Origin of the sequence: Thermoactinomyces intermedius (assembly GCF_013912365.1) — a bacterium.
In the GTDB taxonomy this organism is placed as follows: domain Bacteria; phylum Bacillota; class Bacilli; order Thermoactinomycetales; family Thermoactinomycetaceae; genus Thermoactinomyces; species Thermoactinomyces intermedius.
This window is the reverse complement of sequence record NZ_JACETT010000019.1, coordinates 20,474-40,706: the sequence shown is the minus strand read 5'-3', so window position 1 is coordinate 40,706 and position 20,233 is coordinate 20,474. Positions and strand designations below refer to the sequence as shown.

At 50.1% G+C, this 20,233-nt stretch carries 25 protein-coding genes; 20 read left to right on the top strand and 5 right to left on the bottom strand.

The window, feature by feature from the left end; all coding sequences use genetic code 11:
* Positions 1-9: 9 nt before the first annotated feature.
* A complete protein-coding gene (locus H1R82_RS04900; RefSeq protein ID WP_181731109.1) occupies positions 10-489 on the top strand; it encodes a PaaI family thioesterase in 480 nt (159 codons plus the stop codon).
* Between the two features lie 143 nt (positions 490-632).
* On the opposite strand, the gene H1R82_RS04895 is transcribed toward H1R82_RS04900, so the two are convergent.
* Complete coding sequence (locus H1R82_RS04895) at positions 633-1,001, bottom strand: hypothetical protein (protein WP_181731108.1); 369 nt, start codon at positions 999-1,001, stop codon at positions 633-635.
* Positions 1,002-1,131: 130 nt separating this feature from the next.
* Between H1R82_RS04895 and glsA the strand changes: the two genes are divergently transcribed.
* On the top strand, positions 1,132-2,043 hold the full coding sequence (glsA, locus tag H1R82_RS04890) for a glutaminase A (protein ID WP_181731107.1): 912 nt from the start codon (positions 1,132-1,134) through the stop codon (positions 2,041-2,043).
* A gap of 104 nt (positions 2,044-2,147) precedes the next feature.
* Positions 2,148-2,462, top strand: coding sequence for an Fpa/YlaN family protein (locus tag H1R82_RS04885; RefSeq protein WP_181731106.1), 315 nt, complete (start codon positions 2,148-2,150; stop codon positions 2,460-2,462).
* Positions 2,463-2,508: 46 nt separating this feature from the next.
* Here H1R82_RS04885 and cax read toward each other — a convergent pair whose 3' ends face one another.
* On the bottom strand, positions 2,509-3,573 hold the full coding sequence (cax, locus tag H1R82_RS04880) for a calcium/proton exchanger (protein WP_181731105.1): 1,065 nt from the start codon (positions 3,571-3,573) through the stop codon (positions 2,509-2,511).
* A 192-nt stretch (positions 3,574-3,765) separates the two neighbouring features.
* Here cax and H1R82_RS04875 point away from each other — a divergent pair, with 192 nt between their 5' ends.
* Together H1R82_RS04875 and H1R82_RS04870 are read left to right on the top strand one after the other, a co-directional pair.
* Positions 3,766-4,584 (top strand): NYN domain-containing protein, encoded by an 819-nt coding sequence (locus H1R82_RS04875; RefSeq protein WP_049720451.1) that lies wholly within the window; start codon positions 3,766-3,768, stop codon positions 4,582-4,584.
* Between the two features lie 70 nt (positions 4,585-4,654).
* Positions 4,655-5,035, top strand: a complete 381-nt coding sequence (locus tag H1R82_RS04870; RefSeq protein WP_181731104.1) for an Asp23/Gls24 family envelope stress response protein — start codon at positions 4,655-4,657, stop codon at positions 5,033-5,035.
* A gap of 45 nt (positions 5,036-5,080) precedes the next feature.
* Here H1R82_RS04870 and H1R82_RS04865 read toward each other — a convergent pair whose 3' ends face one another.
* The gene (locus H1R82_RS04865; RefSeq protein ID WP_181731103.1) at positions 5,081-5,434 is read right to left on the bottom strand and encodes a YugN family protein; all 354 of its coding nucleotides are present in this window, start codon (positions 5,432-5,434) and stop codon (positions 5,081-5,083) included.
* A 131-nt stretch (positions 5,435-5,565) separates the two neighbouring features.
* On the opposite strand from H1R82_RS04865, the gene H1R82_RS04860 reads away from it, so the two are divergent.
* From H1R82_RS04860 to H1R82_RS04825, 8 genes are all read left to right on the top strand, one after another.
* Positions 5,566-6,768: a M20 metallopeptidase family protein gene (locus H1R82_RS04860; RefSeq protein ID WP_181731102.1), complete on the top strand. Its 1,203-nt coding sequence runs from the start codon at positions 5,566-5,568 to the stop codon at positions 6,766-6,768.
* Between the two features lie 44 nt (positions 6,769-6,812).
* Entirely contained in the window at positions 6,813-7,256 is a 444-nt protein-coding gene (locus H1R82_RS04855; RefSeq protein ID WP_181731101.1) for a CBS domain-containing protein, read from the top strand.
* Between the two features lie 137 nt (positions 7,257-7,393).
* Entirely contained in the window at positions 7,394-7,876 is a 483-nt protein-coding gene (gene spoVAC, locus H1R82_RS04850) for a stage V sporulation protein AC (RefSeq protein ID WP_309544792.1), read from the top strand.
* Positions 7,877-7,885: 9 nt separating this feature from the next.
* Positions 7,886-8,923 (top strand): stage V sporulation protein AD, encoded by a 1,038-nt coding sequence (spoVAD, locus tag H1R82_RS04845; RefSeq protein ID WP_181731100.1) that lies wholly within the window; start codon positions 7,886-7,888, stop codon positions 8,921-8,923.
* Positions 8,923-9,591 (top strand): SGNH/GDSL hydrolase family protein, encoded by a 669-nt coding sequence (locus H1R82_RS04840; RefSeq protein WP_181731099.1) that lies wholly within the window; start codon positions 8,923-8,925, stop codon positions 9,589-9,591. The genes spoVAD and H1R82_RS04840 overlap by 1 nt, the downstream gene beginning before the upstream one ends.
* A gap of 68 nt (positions 9,592-9,659) precedes the next feature.
* The gene (locus H1R82_RS04835; protein WP_181731098.1) at positions 9,660-10,511 is read left to right on the top strand and encodes an SPFH domain-containing protein; all 852 of its coding nucleotides are present in this window, start codon (positions 9,660-9,662) and stop codon (positions 10,509-10,511) included.
* Positions 10,508-10,690 carry a type II toxin-antitoxin system antitoxin gene (locus tag H1R82_RS04830; protein ID WP_181731097.1) on the top strand — a complete coding sequence of 61 codons (183 nt, stop codon included), beginning with the start codon at positions 10,508-10,510 and terminating at the stop codon, positions 10,688-10,690. Before H1R82_RS04835 ends, H1R82_RS04830 begins: the two co-directional genes overlap by 4 nt.
* A 75-nt stretch (positions 10,691-10,765) precedes the next feature.
* The gene (locus H1R82_RS04825) at positions 10,766-11,851 is read left to right on the top strand and encodes a S8 family peptidase (RefSeq protein ID WP_181731096.1); all 1,086 of its coding nucleotides are present in this window, start codon (positions 10,766-10,768) and stop codon (positions 11,849-11,851) included.
* A gap of 2 nt (positions 11,852-11,853) precedes the next feature.
* Here the strand turns inward: H1R82_RS04825 and mgtE are convergent, their stop codons facing one another.
* Entirely contained in the window at positions 11,854-13,203 is a 1,350-nt protein-coding gene (gene mgtE, locus H1R82_RS04820; RefSeq protein WP_181731095.1) for a magnesium transporter, read from the bottom strand.
* A gap of 278 nt (positions 13,204-13,481) precedes the next feature.
* Here mgtE and H1R82_RS04815 point away from each other — a divergent pair, with 278 nt between their 5' ends.
* Both H1R82_RS04815 and H1R82_RS04810 read left to right on the top strand, forming a co-directional pair.
* The gene (locus H1R82_RS04815) at positions 13,482-13,631 is read left to right on the top strand and encodes a hypothetical protein (protein WP_156473329.1); all 150 of its coding nucleotides are present in this window, start codon (positions 13,482-13,484) and stop codon (positions 13,629-13,631) included.
* Positions 13,632-13,745: 114 nt separating this feature from the next.
* A complete protein-coding gene (locus H1R82_RS04810) occupies positions 13,746-13,895 on the top strand; it encodes a hypothetical protein (protein ID WP_181731094.1) in 150 nt (49 codons plus the stop codon).
* Positions 13,896-13,941: 46 nt separating this feature from the next.
* Here H1R82_RS04810 and H1R82_RS04805 read toward each other — a convergent pair whose 3' ends face one another.
* Positions 13,942-14,376, bottom strand: coding sequence for a protease complex subunit PrcB family protein (locus H1R82_RS04805; RefSeq protein ID WP_181731093.1), 435 nt, complete (start codon positions 14,374-14,376; stop codon positions 13,942-13,944).
* Between the two features lie 108 nt (positions 14,377-14,484).
* On the opposite strand from H1R82_RS04805, the gene H1R82_RS04800 reads away from it, so the two are divergent.
* The 5 genes from H1R82_RS04800 to H1R82_RS04780 all read left to right on the top strand — a co-directional run bounded on the left by H1R82_RS04800 (position 14,485) and on the right by H1R82_RS04780 (position 20,164).
* Positions 14,485-16,128, top strand: coding sequence for a DNA repair helicase XPB (locus tag H1R82_RS04800; protein ID WP_181731092.1), 1,644 nt, complete (start codon positions 14,485-14,487; stop codon positions 16,126-16,128).
* Between the two features lie 2 nt (positions 16,129-16,130).
* Positions 16,131-17,969 (top strand): helicase-associated domain-containing protein, encoded by a 1,839-nt coding sequence (locus H1R82_RS04795; protein ID WP_181731091.1) that lies wholly within the window; start codon positions 16,131-16,133, stop codon positions 17,967-17,969.
* Between the two features lie 18 nt (positions 17,970-17,987).
* The gene (locus H1R82_RS04790; protein WP_181731090.1) at positions 17,988-18,419 is read left to right on the top strand and encodes a YlbF/YmcA family competence regulator; all 432 of its coding nucleotides are present in this window, start codon (positions 17,988-17,990) and stop codon (positions 18,417-18,419) included.
* Between the two features lie 190 nt (positions 18,420-18,609).
* Positions 18,610-18,846 (top strand): YlbG family protein, encoded by a 237-nt coding sequence (locus H1R82_RS04785; protein ID WP_037995578.1) that lies wholly within the window; start codon positions 18,610-18,612, stop codon positions 18,844-18,846.
* Positions 18,847-18,943: 97 nt separating this feature from the next.
* Entirely contained in the window at positions 18,944-20,164 is a 1,221-nt protein-coding gene (locus H1R82_RS04780) for an MFS transporter (protein ID WP_181731089.1), read from the top strand.
* The last annotated feature ends 69 nt before the right edge of the window (positions 20,165-20,233 follow it).

Here is a 20,233-nt window from a genome sequence, read left to right as displayed (position 1 = left end):
AGAGAAAAAGTGGATCTCAGAAAGGAACTGGACAGCATTCTCCGGGACGGCAACGATGAGGAAAGGGAAATTTTATCCTTGGCTGTACAGGCCATCCAGCAAAGAAGGGATCGCAACAGTGCCTATTTGTCCGGTTTTATGGGACTGAAGGGTGAATTCATCGGGGAGGATGAGTATCAGTTTTCCATTCCGATCACTCCGTTCATGTTGAATAAAGCCGGCATTGTCCACGGGGGCATCACGGCTGCACTGGCCGATTCAACGATGGGATCATTGATCAACCGGCGGATGCCGGATCAATACCGGGGAGCCGTGACGGCCGAAATGAAAATCAATTATTTGTCGCCGGGAACGGGCGATCGGCTCATTTCCAGAGCCAAACTGCTGAAGATGGGAAGCCATTTGGCAACCGCCACTTGTGAGATCAGGAATGAGAAAAATCAATTGATCACGCATGCGTCGGGAACTTTTTTCATGATTCGAAAATGAGAAAGCAACGGCTTTGGGCGGAACGGAAGAGGGAATGGACGATGGCGGAGATTGGAAGGAGACATACCGCCATTTCCGGTGAGAAAACAGAAGAACGAGGGGGCCTGTTACCGGCACCCTCGTTCGTTTTCCAAGCAGGCGGGTCATTCTGCCACTTCTAGATGTGTCAAATAATCGACCGGCTGATCCTTGTTGCTGCCGTCTGCCAAATACAGCAGCGCCGGGCCTCCTTCCCGGATCGGTTTGTTGTCTTTGGCAAAACACAGATAAGCTTTTTTGGCTTCTTCCATGGAAATGACAACATCTTCGCCCTGACGGCGACGACAAATCAACTTGGTTGCTTTCTCGGAAGGTTCGGCATTGGCCAGAAACGGAGCCAATTCCACAGCCAGACCGCTCACTCCGTCCAGACGCTCCTCCAGAGGGAAACGGCGCTCATCAAAAATCCAAATGGTCGGATCCAAATGAATGGTATATTTTACATCTCCGGTTACCTGAATGACGGAATTCATTATGATCACCCAAACGAAATGAATTTTATAACGTTTTCATTATATCGAAGAAAGAGCAAACAATAAAATAACAAATCCCGAATCGGACATCATAATCCATAAAAGAAACTTCGGAAAGAAGGAAGCCGAAATGCAAAAATTACTGGAGCGTTTGATTGAAAAACATTTGCCCACAACCCGATATGGCAAGTGTGCCGAATATATTCCCGTATTGGCTGAACAGGATCCGTCCCAGTTGGGGATCACCGTTGTCACCAAGGATCAAAAAGTGTATCAGGCCGGACGGTTTCCGAAACGCTTCACGCTGCAAAGCATTTCCAAGGTGATTGCCTTGATGCTGGCGGTGATGGACAACGGGGACCGCAAAGTTTTTTCCAAAGTGGGAATGGAGCCCACCGGCGATCCTTTTAATTCCATATACAATATGGAAATGATGAAGTGGAAAAAGCCGTTAAATCCGATGATCAATGCCGGGGCGTTGGTGGTGACCTCCCTGATCAAAGGGAGAACGGCACGGGAAAAGGCGGGGCGGATCATCCGGTTGATCGAGGAAATGACAGGAAGCAAAGAGATTGAAGTGGATGAAGAAGTTTTTCGTTCCGAATATGAAACGGCGCACAGGAACCGGGCACTGGCCCACTTGTTGAAAGAACTCAATCTGATCGACCGGGTGGAGGAAACATTGGAAGCATATCTGCTTCAATGCTCAATCCAGGTAACCTGTGAAGACCTTGCCAAAATCGGATTATGCCTGGCCCGCTACGGACAAACTTTTGACAACCGGATGGTGATTCCGGTTTATGTTTCCCGGATGGCGAAAACCTTTATGGTGACATGCGGCATGTACAATGAGTCCGGGGAGTTTGCCATCAAAGTGGGAATTCCGGCAAAAAGCGGGGTCTCGGGAGGCATTCTGGCTTCCGTGCCGATGGAGATGGGAATCGGAGTGTTCGGCCCGGCCCTGAACGAAAAGGGAAACAGCATCGGGGGGGTTGCATTATTGGAAGATCTTTCGAGGGAATTGGATTTAAGTATTTTCTAATAACGGGATTCGGTATTTTACAAACGGAGGGGGTCATGATACACTAACTTTAACGCAGGGAAAACGGGCCGTTTTAAGCAACCCAATTGCAATGACGGCGGTCGATGGAGGGGTTTGCTTTGACCATACCAACACAGACCGATTTGAGTTTCAAGGCTTTGCAATTACTCAGAGAAGATGCAGATAAAATCGCTCAACTTATTTCCGTACAGCTTGATAATCTCACCTTGCCAAAATGTCCTTTGTATGAGGAAGTTTTAGATACACAAATGTTTGGTTTATCCAGGGAAATCGATTTTGCCGTCCGGGCAGGATTAATTGAAAAAGAGCAAGGACAACAAATCATTCATGATCTGGAACGGAAATTAGCTGATTTTTATTCCAAGGTTTTGCCTAAGTCTAATGATAATATGTCATAGATGAACAGACTCCTTTGAAAAAGAGGAGTCTTTTTTCTTTTGGGATTCAGGATACAAAAAAGACCGCGCCCAGAATAAAATAGACGATCAGCAACAAAACCCCTTCATACCAGTTGGTCGCCCCGTCCCGGGAAATGGATGCGGTGATCAATGCAGAGACGGCAATGGCTGCAATTTCATGATAAGTGAAGAGAATGTCCATGGGTTTTTGAAACAACCGGCTGACAAAGATTAAGACGGGGGCCACAAAGAGACTGATTTGCAGGCTGCTTCCGATGGCAATTTCCACGGCGGCTCCCATCCGGTTTTTCATGGCCAGAAGGATGGCGGCGCTGTGTTCGGCCGCATTTCCGATGATCGCAATCAGAAAAGCGCCGACGAACAACTGGGACCAGCCGAGGGTGTGAGCGACGGCTTCGACGCTGTGTACAAGCCATTCGCTTTGAATTGCCACAAAAACCGTGGAAATGAAAAGAATGAGGAGGGAAATTTTCCCGGACCAAACCGGTTCCTCTTTTTCTTCTTCCCGGTCCGGCAGACCGTTCACGGTGTCCCCCAATTCGTCTTTGTGCGTGACAAGAGAGAAATAAAGCCACAAAAAATAGCCGATAATCAGGAAGAAAGCAATGATCATGCTGATGATTCCGACCTCCGGCTCCCCGAGCGATTGGATAAAGGCGGCCGGGATAAACAAGGCGATCACGGAAAGCATCATCAGGGATGCATTGTGGCCGGCAAGTTCGGCATTAAAGCGCTGGGTTTTATGTTTCATCCCTCCGAAAAGGACACTCAGTCCCAGCACCAACAGCAAGTTTCCGATCACCGAACCGGTGATGCTTGCTTTGACCATGTCGAAGTATCCCTCTTTCACCAGAAAAATGGCGATGATCAATTCAGCCGCATTGCCGAAGGTGGCATTTAACAGCCCCCCCAACCGTTCCCCGGCATAATGGGCCACATTTTCCGTTGCTTTTCCCAACAACGCAGCCCACAGCAAAAGAGAGAATGAAGCCGCGACAAATTGGATGAATTGGTGGTCCAGAAAGTAGTGGGCCCCTGCACTGAGCAAGGTGGAAAGAATCAATAAAGGATAAAACCATTTGTTATTCAATCCTGCGCACCCCTCATTCCATCAGATGTGGTTTATGTTGAACAAAAAAACATTTTGTCATACGGAAACGCAAAAAAATGTCAAATCCTATCAAAGTATCTGTAAGACGATTTCGAAAGTTTACGGCAGGAAATCTCTGTAAAAAATCGAAATAATTGAACATACTCCATTTTATGAAGGGAGGGACGTTCAATGACTCCCGTGTCCAAGGACATAGCGATATTTATTGATCTGGAAAATGTGTATTACGGACTCAAAAAGTATCATATGGACCCGGATCACCCGGATGAGACCCATAATTTATTTTTGCGCCTGCAAGAACATTACGGACGGGATGCCATCCGCCTCATGGAAGCATATGCGGATTTTGAGCAATTGGATTTGTCCATGATGAGCCTGCAAAAGAAACGGGTTCACATCCACCAGGTGTACGGGAACGGGCGAAACGGCCGGGAACGGAAAAATGCGGCGGACATTCAGTTGTGTTTGGATGCCATGGAAGTGTTATATGAAATTCCCGAAATCAACACGTTCGTGATCGTCAGTGCGGATCAGGACATGATCCCGCTTTTGGACCGCCTGTGGTCAAGAGGAAAGCAGGTTGAACTTTTTTGCCTTTGTGATGAAAGTTTATCCCGAACCGCTCAGTTGCATGAGTTTTGTGACCAAACCCACAATCTCTTCGAATTTTTGAATATTAATGAATTTCAGAATCTGACGCGGCTGGATCGCTTGATTCATAATGCGGTGGTGCAGATTTATGAATGGTATCATGACCCCAACAATATCGGAAAAAGTTATGGAAGCACGTGGATCAAAAATGATTTTATGCGAAAATTTCACCTGGATGAAATGGAAGCAAACCAATTGTTTACGAAGCTTTTGAAAGGAAAATTTATTGTTCCTGTAGAAATTGAGATGGAAGATAAAACATATTATGGTTATAAGGTGAATCTCAACCATTCTCAGGTGCAAACCATGGTGAAAATTGCCGGGTATAAGGTAAGTTGACCGGATTTCCGCGGGATGGTTGTGCTAAACTATAACCGGGGGCCATTCTGACGACAAGGGGGGATGATGCGTGGCTGAAGAAAGCAATCAAGGGACGATCCGGATTGCCGACGACGTGGTTGCCGTGATTGCCGGGCTGGCGGCTGGGAAAACCCATGGAATCGCCAGCATGTCAGGCGGGATGGCTGAAGGGATCGCCAAACGGGTGAGCGGGAAGAACATCACCAAAGGCGTGCAAGTCGAAGTGGGCAATTTGGAAGCGGCCATCGATTTAAGAGTCATCGTGGACTATGGCCAACCCATTCACAAAGTATGCCGGGAACTCCAACAAAACGTGAAAGAAGCCGTGGAAACGATGACGGGGTTACATGTGGTGGAAGTCAATGTCAAAGTGGACGGCGTCCATGTTAAGGAAACGGCCGTCCAAGCCGGTAACGGGGAGTTGCGTTGAAAAAGAGGGTGAAGCCAAAACACCCTCTTCTTTTGTCCCAAATTTTTATTTTTTCTCTTCGAGCAAAGCTTTTTCCAAATCATTCAGCAGTTGTTGGACTTTTTCTTTCAATTCTTCCGGGACTTCGGCTGTGTCATCCAGGCCGTGCGGGAAGAAGTGACGGGAAAACACGGGAGTGCCCAACTCCAGCAATGCTTTCGGGTGTTCCAACCGTTTATCGTTCACCACATCGCCGCTCAGACGCAGGTAATAATTCACGCCATTGGCCGACAGTTTGTAATCGTATGTGACCCGTTCATAATCCCAGGACCAGCGGACGAATCCCAATTTTTTCATTAATTTTTCCATTTCGCCGAATTCTTTTTTGATCCCTTTGGTTTTACTGTCATAAAAAATCATTCCTGTGCGCCTCCTTTGTATTGGCACCGTATTCAATCCTTTTTTATCATAGTACGAACGCTTTGACAAAGCAACCGGACAAAGGGGTATGGAGGCAGAGCGAAAAAGGGAAGAGAGGAGTGCCGGAACAGATGAAAGAACGACTGGATCGTCTTTTTCCCCTCATGCAAAAGTGGCGCCGCCATTTTCATCAATATCCTGAACCTTCTTTTCAGGAGCGGAATACGTCCGAAAAGGTAGCCGGCTATCTGAAAAGTTTAAATCTGGATGTCAAAACGGAAGTCGGCGGGTACGGCGTGACCGGTTTGCTCAAAGGAAAAGGCGACGGGCCCACGGTCGCGTTGCGCGCGGATATGGATGCCTTGCCGATTCAGGATGAGAAAACGTGCGAATACCGTTCGACTGTTCCGGGTGTGATGCACGCTTGCGGGCATGACGGACACATGGCCATGCTGATGGGAGCCGCCACTTTGTTGTCAGAGTTGCGTGAAGAGTTGCGCGGGAATGTTTTGTTTCTTTTTCAGCCGGCTGAAGAGTTGGTTCCCGGAGGAGCCAAAGCCATGATTGAAGACGGCGCATTGGAAGGGGTGGATGTGATTTACGGGGCCCATTTGTGGACGCCTCTTCCCCTCGGCACGGTCGGGTCCCGTCCGGGGGTGTTGATGGCGGCGGCGGATGCGTTCCGGATCGAGATCAAAGGGCGGGGCGGCCATGCCGGATTGCCGCATGAAGCTGTCGATGCGGTGCAAATTGCCGCCCATTTGGTGGTTCATTTGCAATCCATCATCAGCAGGCAAGTCAACCCCTTGGAACCGGCAGTGATTTCAGTGGGAACGATCCAGGCGGGGCAAACTTTCAATGTGATTGCGGAACATTGCCGGCTGGAGGGAACCGTGCGCACCTTCAACGAAGAAGTCCGCCGGTTGATTGTCCGCCGGATGAAAGAAGTCACCGAGACCACTTGCCGCATGTACGGGGCGGATTGCGAGTTTTACTATGAGTGGGGATATCCCGCCGTTTCCAACGAACCCCGGTCCGCCCGGCGGTTAATGGATGAAGCGCGAAAGGTTGACGGAGTTTCCTGTGTGAAGGAAATGGAGCCTTTAATGGCCGGTGAAGATTTCAGTTATTACCTGAAGGAACGTCCTGGCGCCTTTTGCTTTATCGGGGCGGGAAATGATCGGGATTTCCGGTATCCGCACCATCATCCGATGTTTGATTTTGATGAAAGGGCCATGAAAATCGGAGCCGGATTATTGATCCGGATGGCCTTGAGGGAAATGGGATTGGAATTGGAGGAAATAGGGAAAATTCCCGGGCAGTGTCAGGAATGAGTTGTCCCTCCCTGGCAAAGGATATAACCCAAGGGGGGATTCTGATGCATACTTTACGCGAAGTCATGTCGACCAATGTGGAAGCCGTGTCGCCGCAGGACAATGTGTATGAAGTGGCAAACAAAATGCGCAGTTCCAATGTCGGGATGATACCGGTTGTGGAAAACGGCGAGTTAAAAGGCGTGATTACAGACCGGGACCTTGTAACACGGGGAATTGCAGGCAAGAAGCCGAATTCCAGTTCTGTCAGTGACATTATGTCCACCAATCTTGTTTACGGGACACCGGACATGACGGTGGATGAAGCCGCTGAATTGATGGCAAGAGCGCAAGTGAGACGTTTACCCGTGGTGGAAAACAACCGCGTGGTCGGAGTTGTTTCGATCGGAGATCTGGCGGTTCAGCCGCAGTTCCAGGATGAGGCCAGCCAGGCTTTGAACGAAATCTCCGAAACGCACAATCCGAATGCATCCAATGACCTCCAGTGAGTTTGTGCCATGTTGCCGGTGAAACGCCGGCGGCATGGTTTTTTTGCATGCTTTTCACATAAAAATCCGGGTGCATAAAGTGGGCGAAAAGGCCGCAATCTAAAAGAAGATACTGGTTGAAAAGGAGCGAAGAAAACGTGAGCGATAAGATCTCGTCAGCCAATGTGGATAAAAAACCCCAAGAAGCGTATCAAAAACTGGCAAAAAAACATCAACCGCGGCCCAATGTGCTGAAAAACTGTGTGAAAGCATTTGTGGTCGGCGGAGCCATTTGCATGCTGGGACAAGGGTTGTCGCAAATGTACGTCAAGTGGTTCGGGTTTCCGCCGGAGAAAGCCGGAAATCCGACAGTGGCCACATTGATTTTTCTCTCCTGTTTGTTGACGGGGTTGGGAGTGTATGACCGGATCGGTCAATGGGCAGGAGCGGGAACGGCCGTACCGGTGACCGGCTTTGCCAATTCCATTGCTTCTGCCGCCTTGGAACACCGTTCCGAAGGGTTTGTGCTGGGTGTCGGTGGAAACATGTTCAAACTGGCCGGTTCGGTGATTGTCTTTGGAACCGTTGCGGCGTTTTTCATCGGCATCATTCACTACTTTTTCTTTCATTGGATCAAATGATCGGGGGAGATGGAATTGAATCAAAGTAAATTAATCGGGACGAGTACATGGAGTTTTTCTGAAGACCTGTGTGTGCTTTCCAGTGCGGCCACGGCAGGCCCCATGGAAGGCGAAGGGCTGTTGAAGGATCGTTATGACAAAGTGTATTCCGATTTATACATGGGCGAAAATACATGGGAAAAAGCCGAGCGCAAAATGTTGGAAGATGCGGTGCAAATCGCCATTGAAAAAGCCAACCTGACCCCCGGGCAAATCAATTTCTATGTGGCAGGCGATTTATTAAACCAAAACATTTCTGCTTCCTTTTCCGCCAAAACAAACCAAATTCCCCTGCTGGGCGTATACGGCGCCTGTTCCACTTCCATGCTTTCGTTGTCATTGGCCGCTGCTTTGGTGGACGGGGGATATGCCGATTATGCCGTGGCCGGTGTCAGCAGCCATAACTGCACGGCCGAAAGGCAATACCGTTATCCGACGGAATACGGAGGGCAAAAACCGGATACGGCTCAATGGACGGTCACCGGCGCCGGAGCTTGTGTTGTCGGAAAAGGGACGGGAACCATCGGAATTCGCTATGCGACCATTGGCAAGGTGACGGATTTGGGGGTGAAAAATCCGTTTGACATGGGATCAGCCATGGCACCCGCCGCGGCCAAAACGATTCAAACCCATTTTCAGGATACAGGCCGGACAGCAGATGATTATGATTTGATCGTCACCGGGGACTTGGCCAGCGTGGGATTGCCCATTGCCAGGGAGCTGTTGGAAAATGAAGGTTACAACATGGGATCCAAATTCAAAGACTGCGGTTTGATGATCTACACCCAGGATCAACAAACCTTCGCCGGGGGCAGCGGGTGTGCCAGCAGTGCAGTGGTGACCTACGGTCATTTATTGAAAGCGATGGAAGAAGGAGAGTATGACCGGATCCTGGTGGTGGCAACCGGTGCCTTGCTCAGTCCGGTTTCTTATCAGCAGGGCGAAGCGATTCCTTGCATTGCCCATGCCGTTTCATTTGAAAGGCGAAATGAGAAGGGAGGGTCTTGATGCATAATGAGCCACCAGCCGCGGTTTCTTATTTGGCCATCGGGGATTCATTGACGGAAGGAATCGGGGCAAACAGTCCCCAACAACATTTCGTGGTCCAGCTGTTCCGTTATTTAAGGCATTCCGATCACTGTCACTTCCGGAATTGGGGGATTTCGGGAATGACTTCCACCGAGTTGTTGCAGCTGGTGCAACATTCGGCTTTCCAACGGCTCCTCCCGCGCTTGACCCACTTGACCGTGACCACGGGCGGATGCGATTTCATCGAGCTGTTTGAAAAAGGAAAGCTGACCGTCGGGGAAATCCTGAAATCTTCCCGCATGGTACAAAGCAATGTCCGGCAAATCCTTTCGGTGATCCGGCGGCAAAATCCCCGCCTGACCGTTTATCTGCTGGGATTTTACATTCCGTTGCCGGCATATGAGCTGGGGATCGAACAGGCGAAGATCTTTGTCCAGATGTTGAACCGGGCGTATTCGGGTTTGTGCAAGCGGTTCCGGGTGAATATGGTGGATCCGTATCCGTCGTTTTTAAACCGCAAAGAGTATTTTGCCGATGAAGTGCATCCCAACCAAATGGGTTATGATGAATTGGCCCGGTTGTTCATCCAGTCGGCCAAGCAAGATTCCCTTCAGAATCCGGGGGAAATGAGCAAAACCATCTCTTAAAAAAGGGGTGGTTTTTCTATTATCATAATGATATCATATAGATAACAAATCGATTTCGAGGTGAAGGTATGAATCAATCACGGGAAGTTCTGACTTGGAAAGTGAATGGCTTTTTGATGCTTTTGGTTCACTTGATTTTGCTGGTTGCCGGAGCAGGATTGGTTTTGGCAGGTCATTTGATTGGCATTGTTTTGTTGATCTTGTTTTTCGTCACTTTGCCGGGGTACACCCTTATTCAGCCGAACGAAGCACGCGTTTTGCTGTTTTTTGGGAAATATGTCGGCAGTGTCCGGGAAGATGGGTTTTTCTGGCTCAATCCGTTTGCTGCCAAGAAAAAGATCTCTTTGCGCGTCCGGAATTTTCAAAGCGATAAGTTAAAAGTAAATGATGCCGACGGCAATCCGATTCTGATCGGAGCGGTGATTGTCTGGCGGGTCGTCGATTCAGCCAAAGCATTGTTGGACGTGGAAGATTTCGATTCATTTGTTGCGGTGCAAAGTGAAACGGCCATCCGGGCCATAGCCAGCCGTTATCCGTATGACCGTCAAGACGATGCAGAAATCTCTTTGCGTACGGCCACCGACGATGTGACGGAGAATTTGCGTGAGGAATTGGGGAAACGTTTGGCGATTGCCGGGGTGGAAGTATTGGAAGCACGGATCAGCCATTTGGCATATGCCCCGGAAATTGCCCAGTCCATGTTGCGCCGTCAGCAAGCGCAGGCAGTCATTGCCGCACGCAAGCAAATTGTTGAAGGGGCCATGAGTATGGTGGAAATGACGCTGTCCCATTTGGAAAAACAGGGTGTGGTTCAATTGGATGAAGAAAGAAAAGCGGCAATGGCCAATAATCTGATGGTGGCGCTGGTTTCGGAGAGTGAATCCCAGCCTGTGATCAATACAGGCACCCTGTACTCATGAGCAAAGAAAAAAAACGTTTCCTTCTCCGGATCGACCAGGCACTTTATTCGGCTTTGGAAAAATGGGCAGCGGATGAGTTTCGCAGTGTGAATGCACAGATCGAGTTTATCTTAAAACAAGCAGCGAAAAAAGCAGGCCGGTTTCCTCCCGGAACCAAAGACCGGGAAGAAGGAAAATAAACTATAACGCTATGCATCCCGTCTATACCAAATCACCCCCCGATTCATAACTAGAATCAAAGGGGTGATTTTTTTATGAGTGCCAACTATCATTTGTTGCTCCGCTCCCCCGCCCATCTGAAAAAAATCAAAGCCGCGGGAGGAAACATCCGGTTCGTTGGAAAATACACGCCGGCAGTGATTGTATCTTTCAAACATCCCGACCAGGTGCGAAAAATTGCCAATAGTCCGGAATTGATCAGCATTGCCAAAGACCAGTTATTAACCCTCCCGTATTATAAAGTCAACAAAGTGATCAAGGCATCGGCCGTGCCTTATCCCGAGCACAAGTTGATGAATCATCAGGTATTGACATGGAATATCGCCCGCGTGATCGGAAAACGCCGTCTGAACAGCGGAGCGGGCGTCCGGGTCGGTGTCATTGACACGGGGATTGATTTTCATCATCCCGATCTGGCTTCCAATGTGAAAGGGGGCGTCAACATTTTGTCTCCTTCACTCCCGCCGATGGATGAAAACGGTCACGGGACACACATTGCCGGCATCATCGGTGCGTTGAACAATCACTACGGTGTGGTGGGAGTGGCTCCGAAGGTTTCGCTTTATGCCATCAAAGTGCTCAATGCATCCGGCAAAGGGACAATTTCCAATTTGATTCGCGGTGTGGAATGGGCGATTGCCAACCGGATGCATATTTTAAACATCAGTATCAGTGGGGGAAAACTGACCACGCCTCTGTTGGATTATGTTCTTCAGGCGGCGGTCAAACGCGGGATTCTGGTGGTGGCTGCAGCCGGTAACACCGGAACGCCGGCGGGGACGGGAGACACTGTTTCGGTCCCGGCGCGGTTGGACCCCGTGATTTCGGTGGCGGCATTGAACCGGAATAACGGGCGCGAGCCTTACTCCGCGACGGGAAAGGTCGATTTGGCCGCACCGGGTTCCCAAATTCTGAGCACCTACTCGTTCCGACGGTTTGCAATCTTAAGCGGCACATCCATGGCCGCCGCCCATGTCAGCGGGGTTTTGGCCATTTACCGGGCGGCTTATCCGCGGATGGATGCCAATGAGCTAAAAAAAATGGTTTTCCAACGGGCCATTGATTTGCCGCCGGCAGGTCCGGATCCTTGGACCGGAAGGGGTTTGGTCCGGGCGTTGTGAGCTCACATGAGGTATTGCAGAAAAAGGGTGGCAAACCCGAAATAAATCATCAGGGAAAAAACATCGTTTAAGGTGGTGATCAAAGGGCCGGAAGCGGTTGTCGGGTCTATGCCGAATTTCTCCAAAATCAGGGGGACGAAGGTGCCGACCATGGTTCCCAGGATCAGGGTGAAGAAAAGGGACAGCCCGACGACCAATCCGAGCTGAAAGCTTTTCCAAATGCCGATTGCCAGGATGATGAAAACGCTGCATACCAAGCCGATGAGCACTCCGGCAATCCCTTCCTGCCTGATGAATTTTCGGAAGTGATCCGGGGCGGGTTGGTCCTTGGACAGGGCCCGGATGGTCAAAGCCAGCGATTGCGTCGCTGCATTTCCGGTCATCCCGGCGACCATCGGCATAAAGAGCGTCAAAACGGGAAGGACTTCAATGGTGCTTTCAAACAAGCCGATAAGATTGGCGGTGAAGATGCCGATGCCGAGTAAGATGATGAGCCAGGGAATCCGTTTGCGGGCGGAATCAAAGGGATCCACCAAGTCCGTCGGTTGGACGGCCGACAGTTGTTCCAAATCTTCCTGGGCTTCTTCGATCAGGACATCGATGATATCATCCACGGTGACAATGCCCACCAGCTTTTTGTTATGATCGACCACGGGCAGGGCAAGAAAATCGTAGCGGCTCAGGATCCGCGCCACTTCTTCCTGATCCATGTCAACCGGAACCGAAATGACCCGTTCATTCATGATCCGGCCGATTTTTTCATGCGGTTCGCGGATCAAAAGGTCCCGCAAGGAAAGAACGCCGATCAACCGGTGCCGGACATCGGTCACATACAAATAATAAATCGTTTCGGCAGCAGGGGCGATTTCCCGCAAATACTGCAACGTTTTTTCCACCGTATAGTGGGAGAAGATTTGGACGTAGGCATTGGTCATCAATCCCCCGGCCGTGTCTTCCGGATAATGGAGCAATGCCCGAACCTGATCGGCTTCCACTGTTTTCATCTCTTTTAAAAGCAAAGTGGATTGGGACCATTCCAGTTCGCCGAGCAGATCGGCGACATCGTCGTTGGGCATGTGGTCGAGCACTTGCGCGGCTTTTTTTTGTCCCAATGCGGCAAGGACTTCCTTTTGTTCCTGAAGATCCAGTTCTTCCATGAGAAGAGCGATTTCTTCCGGCCGGAGCAGGGTGAGCAGGCGCCTCCGGTAAATATTGCTCAATTGGAAAAACAGGCGGGCCAGGTCATACGAATGCAATTTTTGGATCAGGGCCCGAAAACCCGGTTGATCCATGTTTTGCAAATAAGTCAACAGCTGCTTGAAATCTTTTTGTCCGATTGGTTGATGATCCATGATGGATTTCCCCTTGTCATAAGCCAAGCTTGGATTTACATAAATTGAAACTGACGTGACCAAAAAGGAGGAAGTTCAATATGTACCCAATGTTTTACCCCCCGTTCAGACATGGTTATGGCAGTCCGTATTACCCGTTCCCGGGTTATCCTCCGGGCACCGGTTGCGGATGCGGAGGAGGCCGTTACGGCGGATACATGCCGGGTTACTCATACCCTTCCAACCCTCCGTATGGGGGAGCTTATGGTCCGCCTCCTCAATCCGGGATGTCATATCCTATGTTTCCACCAGATGACCAAGGATATCAGTGGCAGTGGCAAAGGCCGCGCCGGAACAACCCCCGGGCCTGGGAATCGCCCGAATCTCCGGAATCCCCTTGGTTCCGCGCTTATCAGAATCAGGAAAAAAACGAGAAAGAAGAAAAGTGACCCGCCCGGGTTTTCCCTTTGTTTCATGCAAAGGGAATTTTTTTTGGAAAAAACAAGATCATTGAAAACAAACCGGGACGGACACACTACGGACAGAAGGAGGGAATGGAAATCATGAGAATACCGGATGTGATTCGCGAACCGGAAATTGCTCAACCCCGTCAACCGGAAATCATGACGCCCCGGGATCCGGAACCCGAAAGGAGAGAAGAACCGCACGCTCCAGACCGGAGTCCGGAACGGGTCATAGAGCCGAAACACTAAGAAAAAACGGAGCTTGTCAAAATGATTTGACAGGCTCCGTTTTGGTTTAAAGCCAATGAACCTCGGCGTTTTCCACATGATTTTTGGGTTCTGTGACAATAATAATGGCAGGATAAGTGATGACCTGTGCTTGGAAAGAATCTTTGGACGGTTCGTGTTTTTGCGCATGAACCACCAGTTTGTTTCCCTTTTGCTCCACTTTTTTCACGTCAATTTTATAGCCTGCGGTCGGCTTTTCTCCCAAACTTAAAATGACATATTTTTTGGAGTCGGCTGAAAGCAGCCGGATGGATTCCCCGGGGGATTGCAACGATTCTTGAGCCTGGTTTTGAAGTTGTGACGGCACCTGTTCCAAAGAGACGACTTGAAAAGGAAGTTCTTCCATGACCGTTCCTCCCGTGTCAGATTCTTGACCGAAGGTTGAGCAGCCGGCCAACAAACAAACAATGAAAATGGAGACAATGGCTTGGAAAGTGCGCAATGGTTTTTCACCCCACAATTGTTTTTATGGGATAGACGTTTTTTTATGACCGGGAGTTTCAACATTCTCTTTCCCGGTCACCGATTGGGGGACAGGAGGTGAAAAGGGTTGGCTTTCAAACCACTGATTGTCAGGGACAATGGGATCATTCTCGCAGAAAAACGGGCTCCGGGGATTCAGGATGTGATTCAAACACTGGACCGGTTTGCCCGGTGTGTCAAAGAAACGGATGATTTGTACACCTACCGGTGGGATGAATGCTCCCTGTGGCAAGCCGCCGCCGACGGCTCCGACCCGGACCGCCTCGTGACGTGGATTCGGCAACATGCCAAATTTCCTCTTTCTTCCGGACTGGTGAAAAAAATAAAAACGGAAATGAAACGTTTCGGTTTGATCCGGTTTGAGAAAGATAGCGACGGGACGTTTCTTTTGGTGTGCCCGGAAGAAGAGATCATCCGACGCATCAAACGGTTGCCGGAGATTATGAAATGTATTCTTCAAAAGGGCAAAAATACCCTTGTGATTCCGATGGAATATCGGGGATGGTTGAAAAAGAAATGTGTCGATTGGGGCTATCCGCCTTTGGATGGCATCGGCCCTTCCGAAGGGGCGCCGCTTTCCCTGCGCTTGAAAACCGGACTGCGTCAATACCAGCAACAAGCGGTGGAGGCTTTTTGCCATCCGGAGCAAAGCTGGCGGACCAGCGGTGTGATCCTGTTGCCGTGCGGCTCGGGAAAAACCGTGACGGCCCTTGGCATTATGGAAAAGATTCAAAAAGAGACGTTGATTCTGACCCCGAATGTCACCTCCTGCCGGCAATGGATCCGCGAATTGAAAGCGAAAACCGACTTGCCGGAAGAATGGATTGGAGAGTATACATCTTTGGAGAAAAACATTGCCCCGGTCACGGTCACCACGTACCAAATGCTGACCAAAAAGGACGGGAAAACGGGGGCGTTTCTGCACATGAACCTTTTTTCGAAAAGAGATTGGGGACTGATCATTTATGATGAAGTGCATTTGTTGCCGGCGCCGGTTTTCCGGGTCACCGCCGACTTGCAAGCCAAAAGGAGGCTCGGGTTGACAGCGGCATTGATCCGGGAAGACGGTCGCGAAAAGGATGTGTTTTCGCTCATCGGGCCGGTGATTTATGCCACCCGGTGGAAAGAGATGGAGAAAGGGGGATGGATCTCGGAAGCGGTTTGCCATGAAGTGCGGGTTCCGCTTTCCAATTCCCTGAAAGAGGTTTACCAAGCCGCCGAAAAGCGCCACCGGTACCGGCTGGCCGCGGAAAATCCGCTGAAGCAGGAGGCCTTGCAAGAGATCTTAAAAAAGCATCGGGGCGAGCAAATTTTGGTGATCGGCCAGTATGTGGATCAGCTGAAAGCTTTGGCAGAGCGTTTTGACGCCCCGCTCATCACCGGTTTCACCCCGCAACCGGAACGGGAAGAATGGTACAGGAAGTTTCGGGAAAAGGAAGTCTCTGTATTATTTGTTTCCAAGGTGGCGAATATGGCGATCGACCTGCCGGATGCGAAAGTGGCCGTTCAAGTGTCCGGAACGTTTGGTTCCCGTCAGGAAGAGGTCCAACGTTTGGGGCGGATTTTGCGGCCGAAAGCAAACGGCCAAAAAGCTTATTTTTATCAGCTGGTCACCCAAGACACCGTGGACCAGGAATATGCATGGCGACGCCAAACTTTTTTGCGGGAAAAAGGGTATCAATATTTCGTCGTGAAGTGGGGAGGAACGTAACGATGCGGGTGAAAGAGCTCCGGTATTGTTTGACTTCATTACCCGGCGAAAAACGAAAACAGATTGCAGACGCCTTGGCTCTGAACGAAAAGGCGTCAATGGAAACGATGGAGCGGAAACTGACCGATCCCGCTTATTATCAGGATTGCCTTGAAAAGATGGACCGAAAGGTGCAGCGGTGGTTTTGGTCGGTCTTTTTAAAGGGAGGAAAAATAAAGAAACAAGCCCTGCATCAGGAGAAAAACCTTCCGCTTTCCAAAGTGGAATATCAGCGTCTGCTGGATGCGGCTTGCGGGCGGGGGTGGGTTTACTGCCTGCGGAACCGGCATATGGAGCGGATGTATTACGTGCCTTGGGAGATCCGGGTGGCCTGGGCCCGGTCCATTCCCGTCGCACAGTCCCTTCGCCCGTTGGATGAAGACCGCGTCGATCCCGCCCAATCCCATCCATTGAAAGCAAGCCAGGCTTTTTTTCACTTTTTGTCATCTTTAAGCCATGAGCCGTGGCTGTTGAACCGGACCGGCCATCTCTCCCAAAAAGACCTGAAAAAAATGGATGTCGAGTTGGATTTGGAGGACGTTCATGGATCTTGGCCCGGCTGGGCCGTTTTTCTGCTGGAAACCGCCCGTTTGCTCGGGTTGGTCACGGAGACCAACAAATATGTTGCCGTCCATCAAAAAAGGTGGAAAAGCTGGCTTTCCACCCCTTGGCCGAAAAGCGTCGCCCAATTGTATGAAGCCGTTCGCCATGTCCTGTTGAAAGACTACCCGGAGTTGGACGGACTCTGCTTGATTTTGGAACAATTGCCGGCCGGAATGTGGTGGGGATTGGAAGAAGTCTGGGTCCGTCTGCAAACGGAGGTGCCGCTGAAATTGCCGTATCATCTCATCAAACGGGTGGAAGAGGGGTTTATCACTCCGATGGCGTGCATGGGCTGGTTGGAGTCGGGCAGGACGGAAAAAGGAGAAACTTGTTTCCGGTGGATGCCTTATCCCCCCAGGGAATGGGTGGATCCGGGCGAAATACCGGTCTATGTCGATCCCGCACCGGAAATTTATGTTCCGTTTCATTTTTCGTGGGAAAAGCGGCATGAACTTTCCCTGTGGGCGGATTTTATGGGCGGGGATCACATGCTTGTTTACGAAATCAACGAAAGGTCATTGGCCCGGGGGCTCCGATACGGACGGACGGTGGACAAGATCCTGCAAACACTGGAAGCATGGGCGGGGGAAGTTCCGTCTCCCGTAAAGGAAAGGTTGCTGGATCTCAAAAAAAGAACCGGTGCCGTCACACTGTCAACATGGACGTGCCTGAAAATTGAAAGCGATGACGGGACCAATGAGTGGCCGGCACGCTTGGAAGAGGCTGGCTGGGAAGTCAGGAAACTGAACGAGTCCGAGTATTTTATCAAAGAAATGCCGGGAAGAGTCGGGGCCTGGCTGAAACGGCAGAACCGGGAAGTCATCATGGAAAAAAAAGAATGGACGGGTCAAGCCGGGAACCTGGAATCCGACTTTGAGGGCATCCGGGATTGCCGGGTTGAATTTCCGGAACCGGAGACCGTTCCTTTGCCCAAGGCCTGGTTTTCCGGGCTCAGACCCTATGGAATCAACATGGCCAGGGAAATGGTCCGGCAAAGCATTTCTCACGGATTGCCGATTTTCATGGAGTATCAGGGACGAAAAATGGAAGTGTATCCGGAACATTTGCGTTATGAAAACGGCAAATGGATGATGGAGGCGCTGGTCGGAACCGAGCGCAAAAACATTCATTTGGGGGAAGTGAAGGCTTTCCAGTTGTTGCCCACTCCTTCTGTATTGGTGGAAAATCCATTACAATAAAAAGGAGGAGGGGTGTTCATGGAAACACTGGACATGGCGACCATACTGCTTGAAGCGTATCAATTGGCGGATAAAATCAACGAATCGCCGGAAGTTGAAGAGTACCTGCGGACCAAACAGCAGCTGAGTGAAGATCAGGAAGCGCAAAAAATGATCCGGGAATTCCACAAGGTGAAGGATCAGTTTGAAGAAGCCCAGCGGTTTGGCATTTTCCATCCCAATTATCACGAGGCCAAGGAAAAGGCGGTGCAGTGGCAGGAGAAATTACGGAAACACCCGACCATCCATTCTTATTTGGTGGCTGAGGAACAGCTGGACCGGCTGTTGCATGAAGTCTCCCGGACCATCGCCCATGCCGTGTCCGAATCCGTGAAGGTGCCGGGCAATGATCCGGTTTTCCCGATCGGGGCCAAAGGTTGCGGCGGATGCGCAAGTCACTCTTCCTCTTGATTTTATCCCTTGTTGAAATAGAACGAGCCGGCAGGGAAAGTGCCTCGGGGCTTTTCTCTGCCTTGTTTATATTTGGTACATTTCCCGCATTGAATAATTGTTAACAGAGTGTTAACATGATATTAGGCTGTTTTTTTATCCAAACATTGGCGCCCTCCGGACACGTTCCGAAGAAAAGGAGTTACCAAGCATGAATATTGCGGAAAGATTAGGTTTGGCTGTTTGGGTCAATGATCTGAAGTCAGCCCGTTCGTTGGGTCGCATGGGAAACATACATTACATTTCCAAACGATTAAAGTACGTTTACCTTTACATTGATGAAAAATCTGCGGATCAGGTCATCCACCGCATTGAGCAATTACCGTTTGTAAAACGCGTTGAAAGGTCGCAAAGAAGGAACATTTGCCTTGACTTTCATAAATCATGATGTCCATACTTTCATTTCTGTCACATCCAGTGACAGTTTTTTTGTTGTCTGTTATTTCGCATATCGAAATTTACCATGTCGGAAGGAGTAAGAAAAGATGCCGGTCTGGAAGCGAAACATGTATATTTTGATGGTGTCGCAGTTTTTGGTTTTAGGATCGATGACCATGATCATGCCGTTTCTTCCGCTTTATTTGAAAGAACTGGGCATGACGGATCCCAAGCAAGTCCAATTATGGGCCGGCTTGATTTTTGGGATCAACTTTTTGTCCCAGATCATTGTCCAGCCGATCTGGGGGAATCTGGCCGACCGGTACGGCAGAAAAATGATGATCTTGCGTTCCGGGTTTGGCATGTCGGTGTCCATTTTTCTCATGAGTCTGGCCACATCCCATTGGCAGCTGTTTTTCCTGCGCCTTTTAAACGGGGTGGTTTCCGGGTTTATTCCGGCTTCGATTTCATTGATGGCGACCAACTCCCCGAAAGAAAAAAGCGGTTATGTGTTGGGGATGTTGCAGGCCGGGGCCACCGCCGGATCCATCATCGGACCCTTTATGGGCGGGGTTTTGGCCGAATTGGTCGGATACCGGAATAACTTCATTATCACATCCGCCATGTTGCTGACCGCGTCGTTGGTAGTGTTGTTTGCGGTCAAGGAAGAGAAAAAACCGGACCCCTCCGTCCAGCCGAAACAATCGGTTTTGAAGGACGGTCTTTTTGTGCTGAATCAGCGCACGTTGCTGCTTCTTTTCGGAGTCGGCTTGTTGTTGCAATTTGCCAATGTCGGCCCGACACCGCTGATGTCTTTGTTTGTGGATGAATTGGGAGCGCACGGGCACGTCGCTTTTTTTGCCGGACTGGTGACGGCGATGACAGGCATATCCAACATGCTGTCTTCCCCGGTATTGGGCAGAACCGCCGACCGTTACGGATCGGACCGGGTTCTTTTTATGGCTTTGATCGCTTCCGGACTGCTCTTTATCCCGCATATGGCGGTCACCAACATTTGGCAGCTGTTGATTCTCCGTTTCTTATTGGGGCTTTGCGTCGGAGGATTGTTGCCTTCGTTGAACACATTGATCCGCCGTTTTTCGCCCCCGGGAAAAGAAAGCACCGCATACGGGTTTTACACCAGTGCCAATAGCATCGGCAATCTGCTCGGTCCCATCTGCTACGGCGCCATGTCGGGATGGTTTGGCATCCGTGGCGTTTTTCCGGTGACCGGACTCATTTTGATCCTGAATGCTTTTTGGTTCCATGCGGTGATGCGCAAGAAATTCCGGGATCCCCATTCCCGCAAGGCGGCCAAATCGGCCTGACAAAAAAACGAATTTGGAGGTTTTGGCTTGTTTCTTTCCGCCTCTCTTCCATACAATAGATAAAGCAAT

Excerpts from the sequence above, each read along its gene's own strand:
- H1R82_RS04835 (WP_181731098.1), top strand. The coding sequence starts at position 9,660 with ATGAATCAATCACGGGAAGTTCTGACTTGGAAAGTGAATGGCTTTTTG.
- H1R82_RS04825 (WP_181731096.1), top strand. The coding sequence starts at position 10,766 with ATGAGTGCCAACTATCATTTGTTGCTCCGCTCCCCCGCCCATCTGAAA.
- H1R82_RS04860 (WP_181731102.1), top strand. The coding sequence starts at position 5,566 with ATGAAAGAACGACTGGATCGTCTTTTTCCCCTCATGCAAAAGTGGCGC.
- H1R82_RS04780 (WP_181731089.1), top strand. The coding sequence starts at position 18,944 with ATGCCGGTCTGGAAGCGAAACATGTATATTTTGATGGTGTCGCAGTTT.
- H1R82_RS04785 (WP_037995578.1), top strand. The coding sequence starts at position 18,610 with ATGAATATTGCGGAAAGATTAGGTTTGGCTGTTTGGGTCAATGATCTG.
- H1R82_RS04830 (WP_181731097.1), top strand. The coding sequence starts at position 10,508 with ATGAGCAAAGAAAAAAAACGTTTCCTTCTCCGGATCGACCAGGCACTT.
- H1R82_RS04885 (WP_181731106.1), top strand. The coding sequence starts at position 2,148 with ATGGAGGGGTTTGCTTTGACCATACCAACACAGACCGATTTGAGTTTC.
- H1R82_RS04790 (WP_181731090.1), top strand. The coding sequence starts at position 17,988 with ATGGAAACACTGGACATGGCGACCATACTGCTTGAAGCGTATCAATTG.
- H1R82_RS04815 (WP_156473329.1), top strand. The coding sequence starts at position 13,482 with ATGTTTCCACCAGATGACCAAGGATATCAGTGGCAGTGGCAAAGGCCG.
- H1R82_RS04875 (WP_049720451.1), top strand. The coding sequence starts at position 3,766 with ATGACTCCCGTGTCCAAGGACATAGCGATATTTATTGATCTGGAAAAT.
- H1R82_RS04795 (WP_181731091.1), top strand. The coding sequence starts at position 16,131 with ATGCGGGTGAAAGAGCTCCGGTATTGTTTGACTTCATTACCCGGCGAA.
- H1R82_RS04855 (WP_181731101.1), top strand. The coding sequence starts at position 6,813 with ATGCATACTTTACGCGAAGTCATGTCGACCAATGTGGAAGCCGTGTCG.
- H1R82_RS04865 (WP_181731103.1), bottom strand. The coding sequence starts at position 5,434 with ATGATTTTTTATGACAGTAAAACCAAAGGGATCAAAAAAGAATTCGGC.
- glsA (WP_181731107.1), top strand. The coding sequence starts at position 1,132 with ATGCAAAAATTACTGGAGCGTTTGATTGAAAAACATTTGCCCACAACC.
- mgtE (WP_181731095.1), bottom strand. The coding sequence starts at position 13,203 with ATGGATCATCAACCAATCGGACAAAAAGATTTCAAGCAGCTGTTGACT.
- H1R82_RS04810 (WP_181731094.1), top strand. The coding sequence starts at position 13,746 with ATGAGAATACCGGATGTGATTCGCGAACCGGAAATTGCTCAACCCCGT.
- H1R82_RS04895 (WP_181731108.1), bottom strand. The coding sequence starts at position 1,001 with ATGAATTCCGTCATTCAGGTAACCGGAGATGTAAAATATACCATTCAT.
- spoVAD (WP_181731100.1), top strand. The coding sequence starts at position 7,886 with ATGGAATTGAATCAAAGTAAATTAATCGGGACGAGTACATGGAGTTTT.
- H1R82_RS04840 (WP_181731099.1), top strand. The coding sequence starts at position 8,923 with ATGCATAATGAGCCACCAGCCGCGGTTTCTTATTTGGCCATCGGGGAT.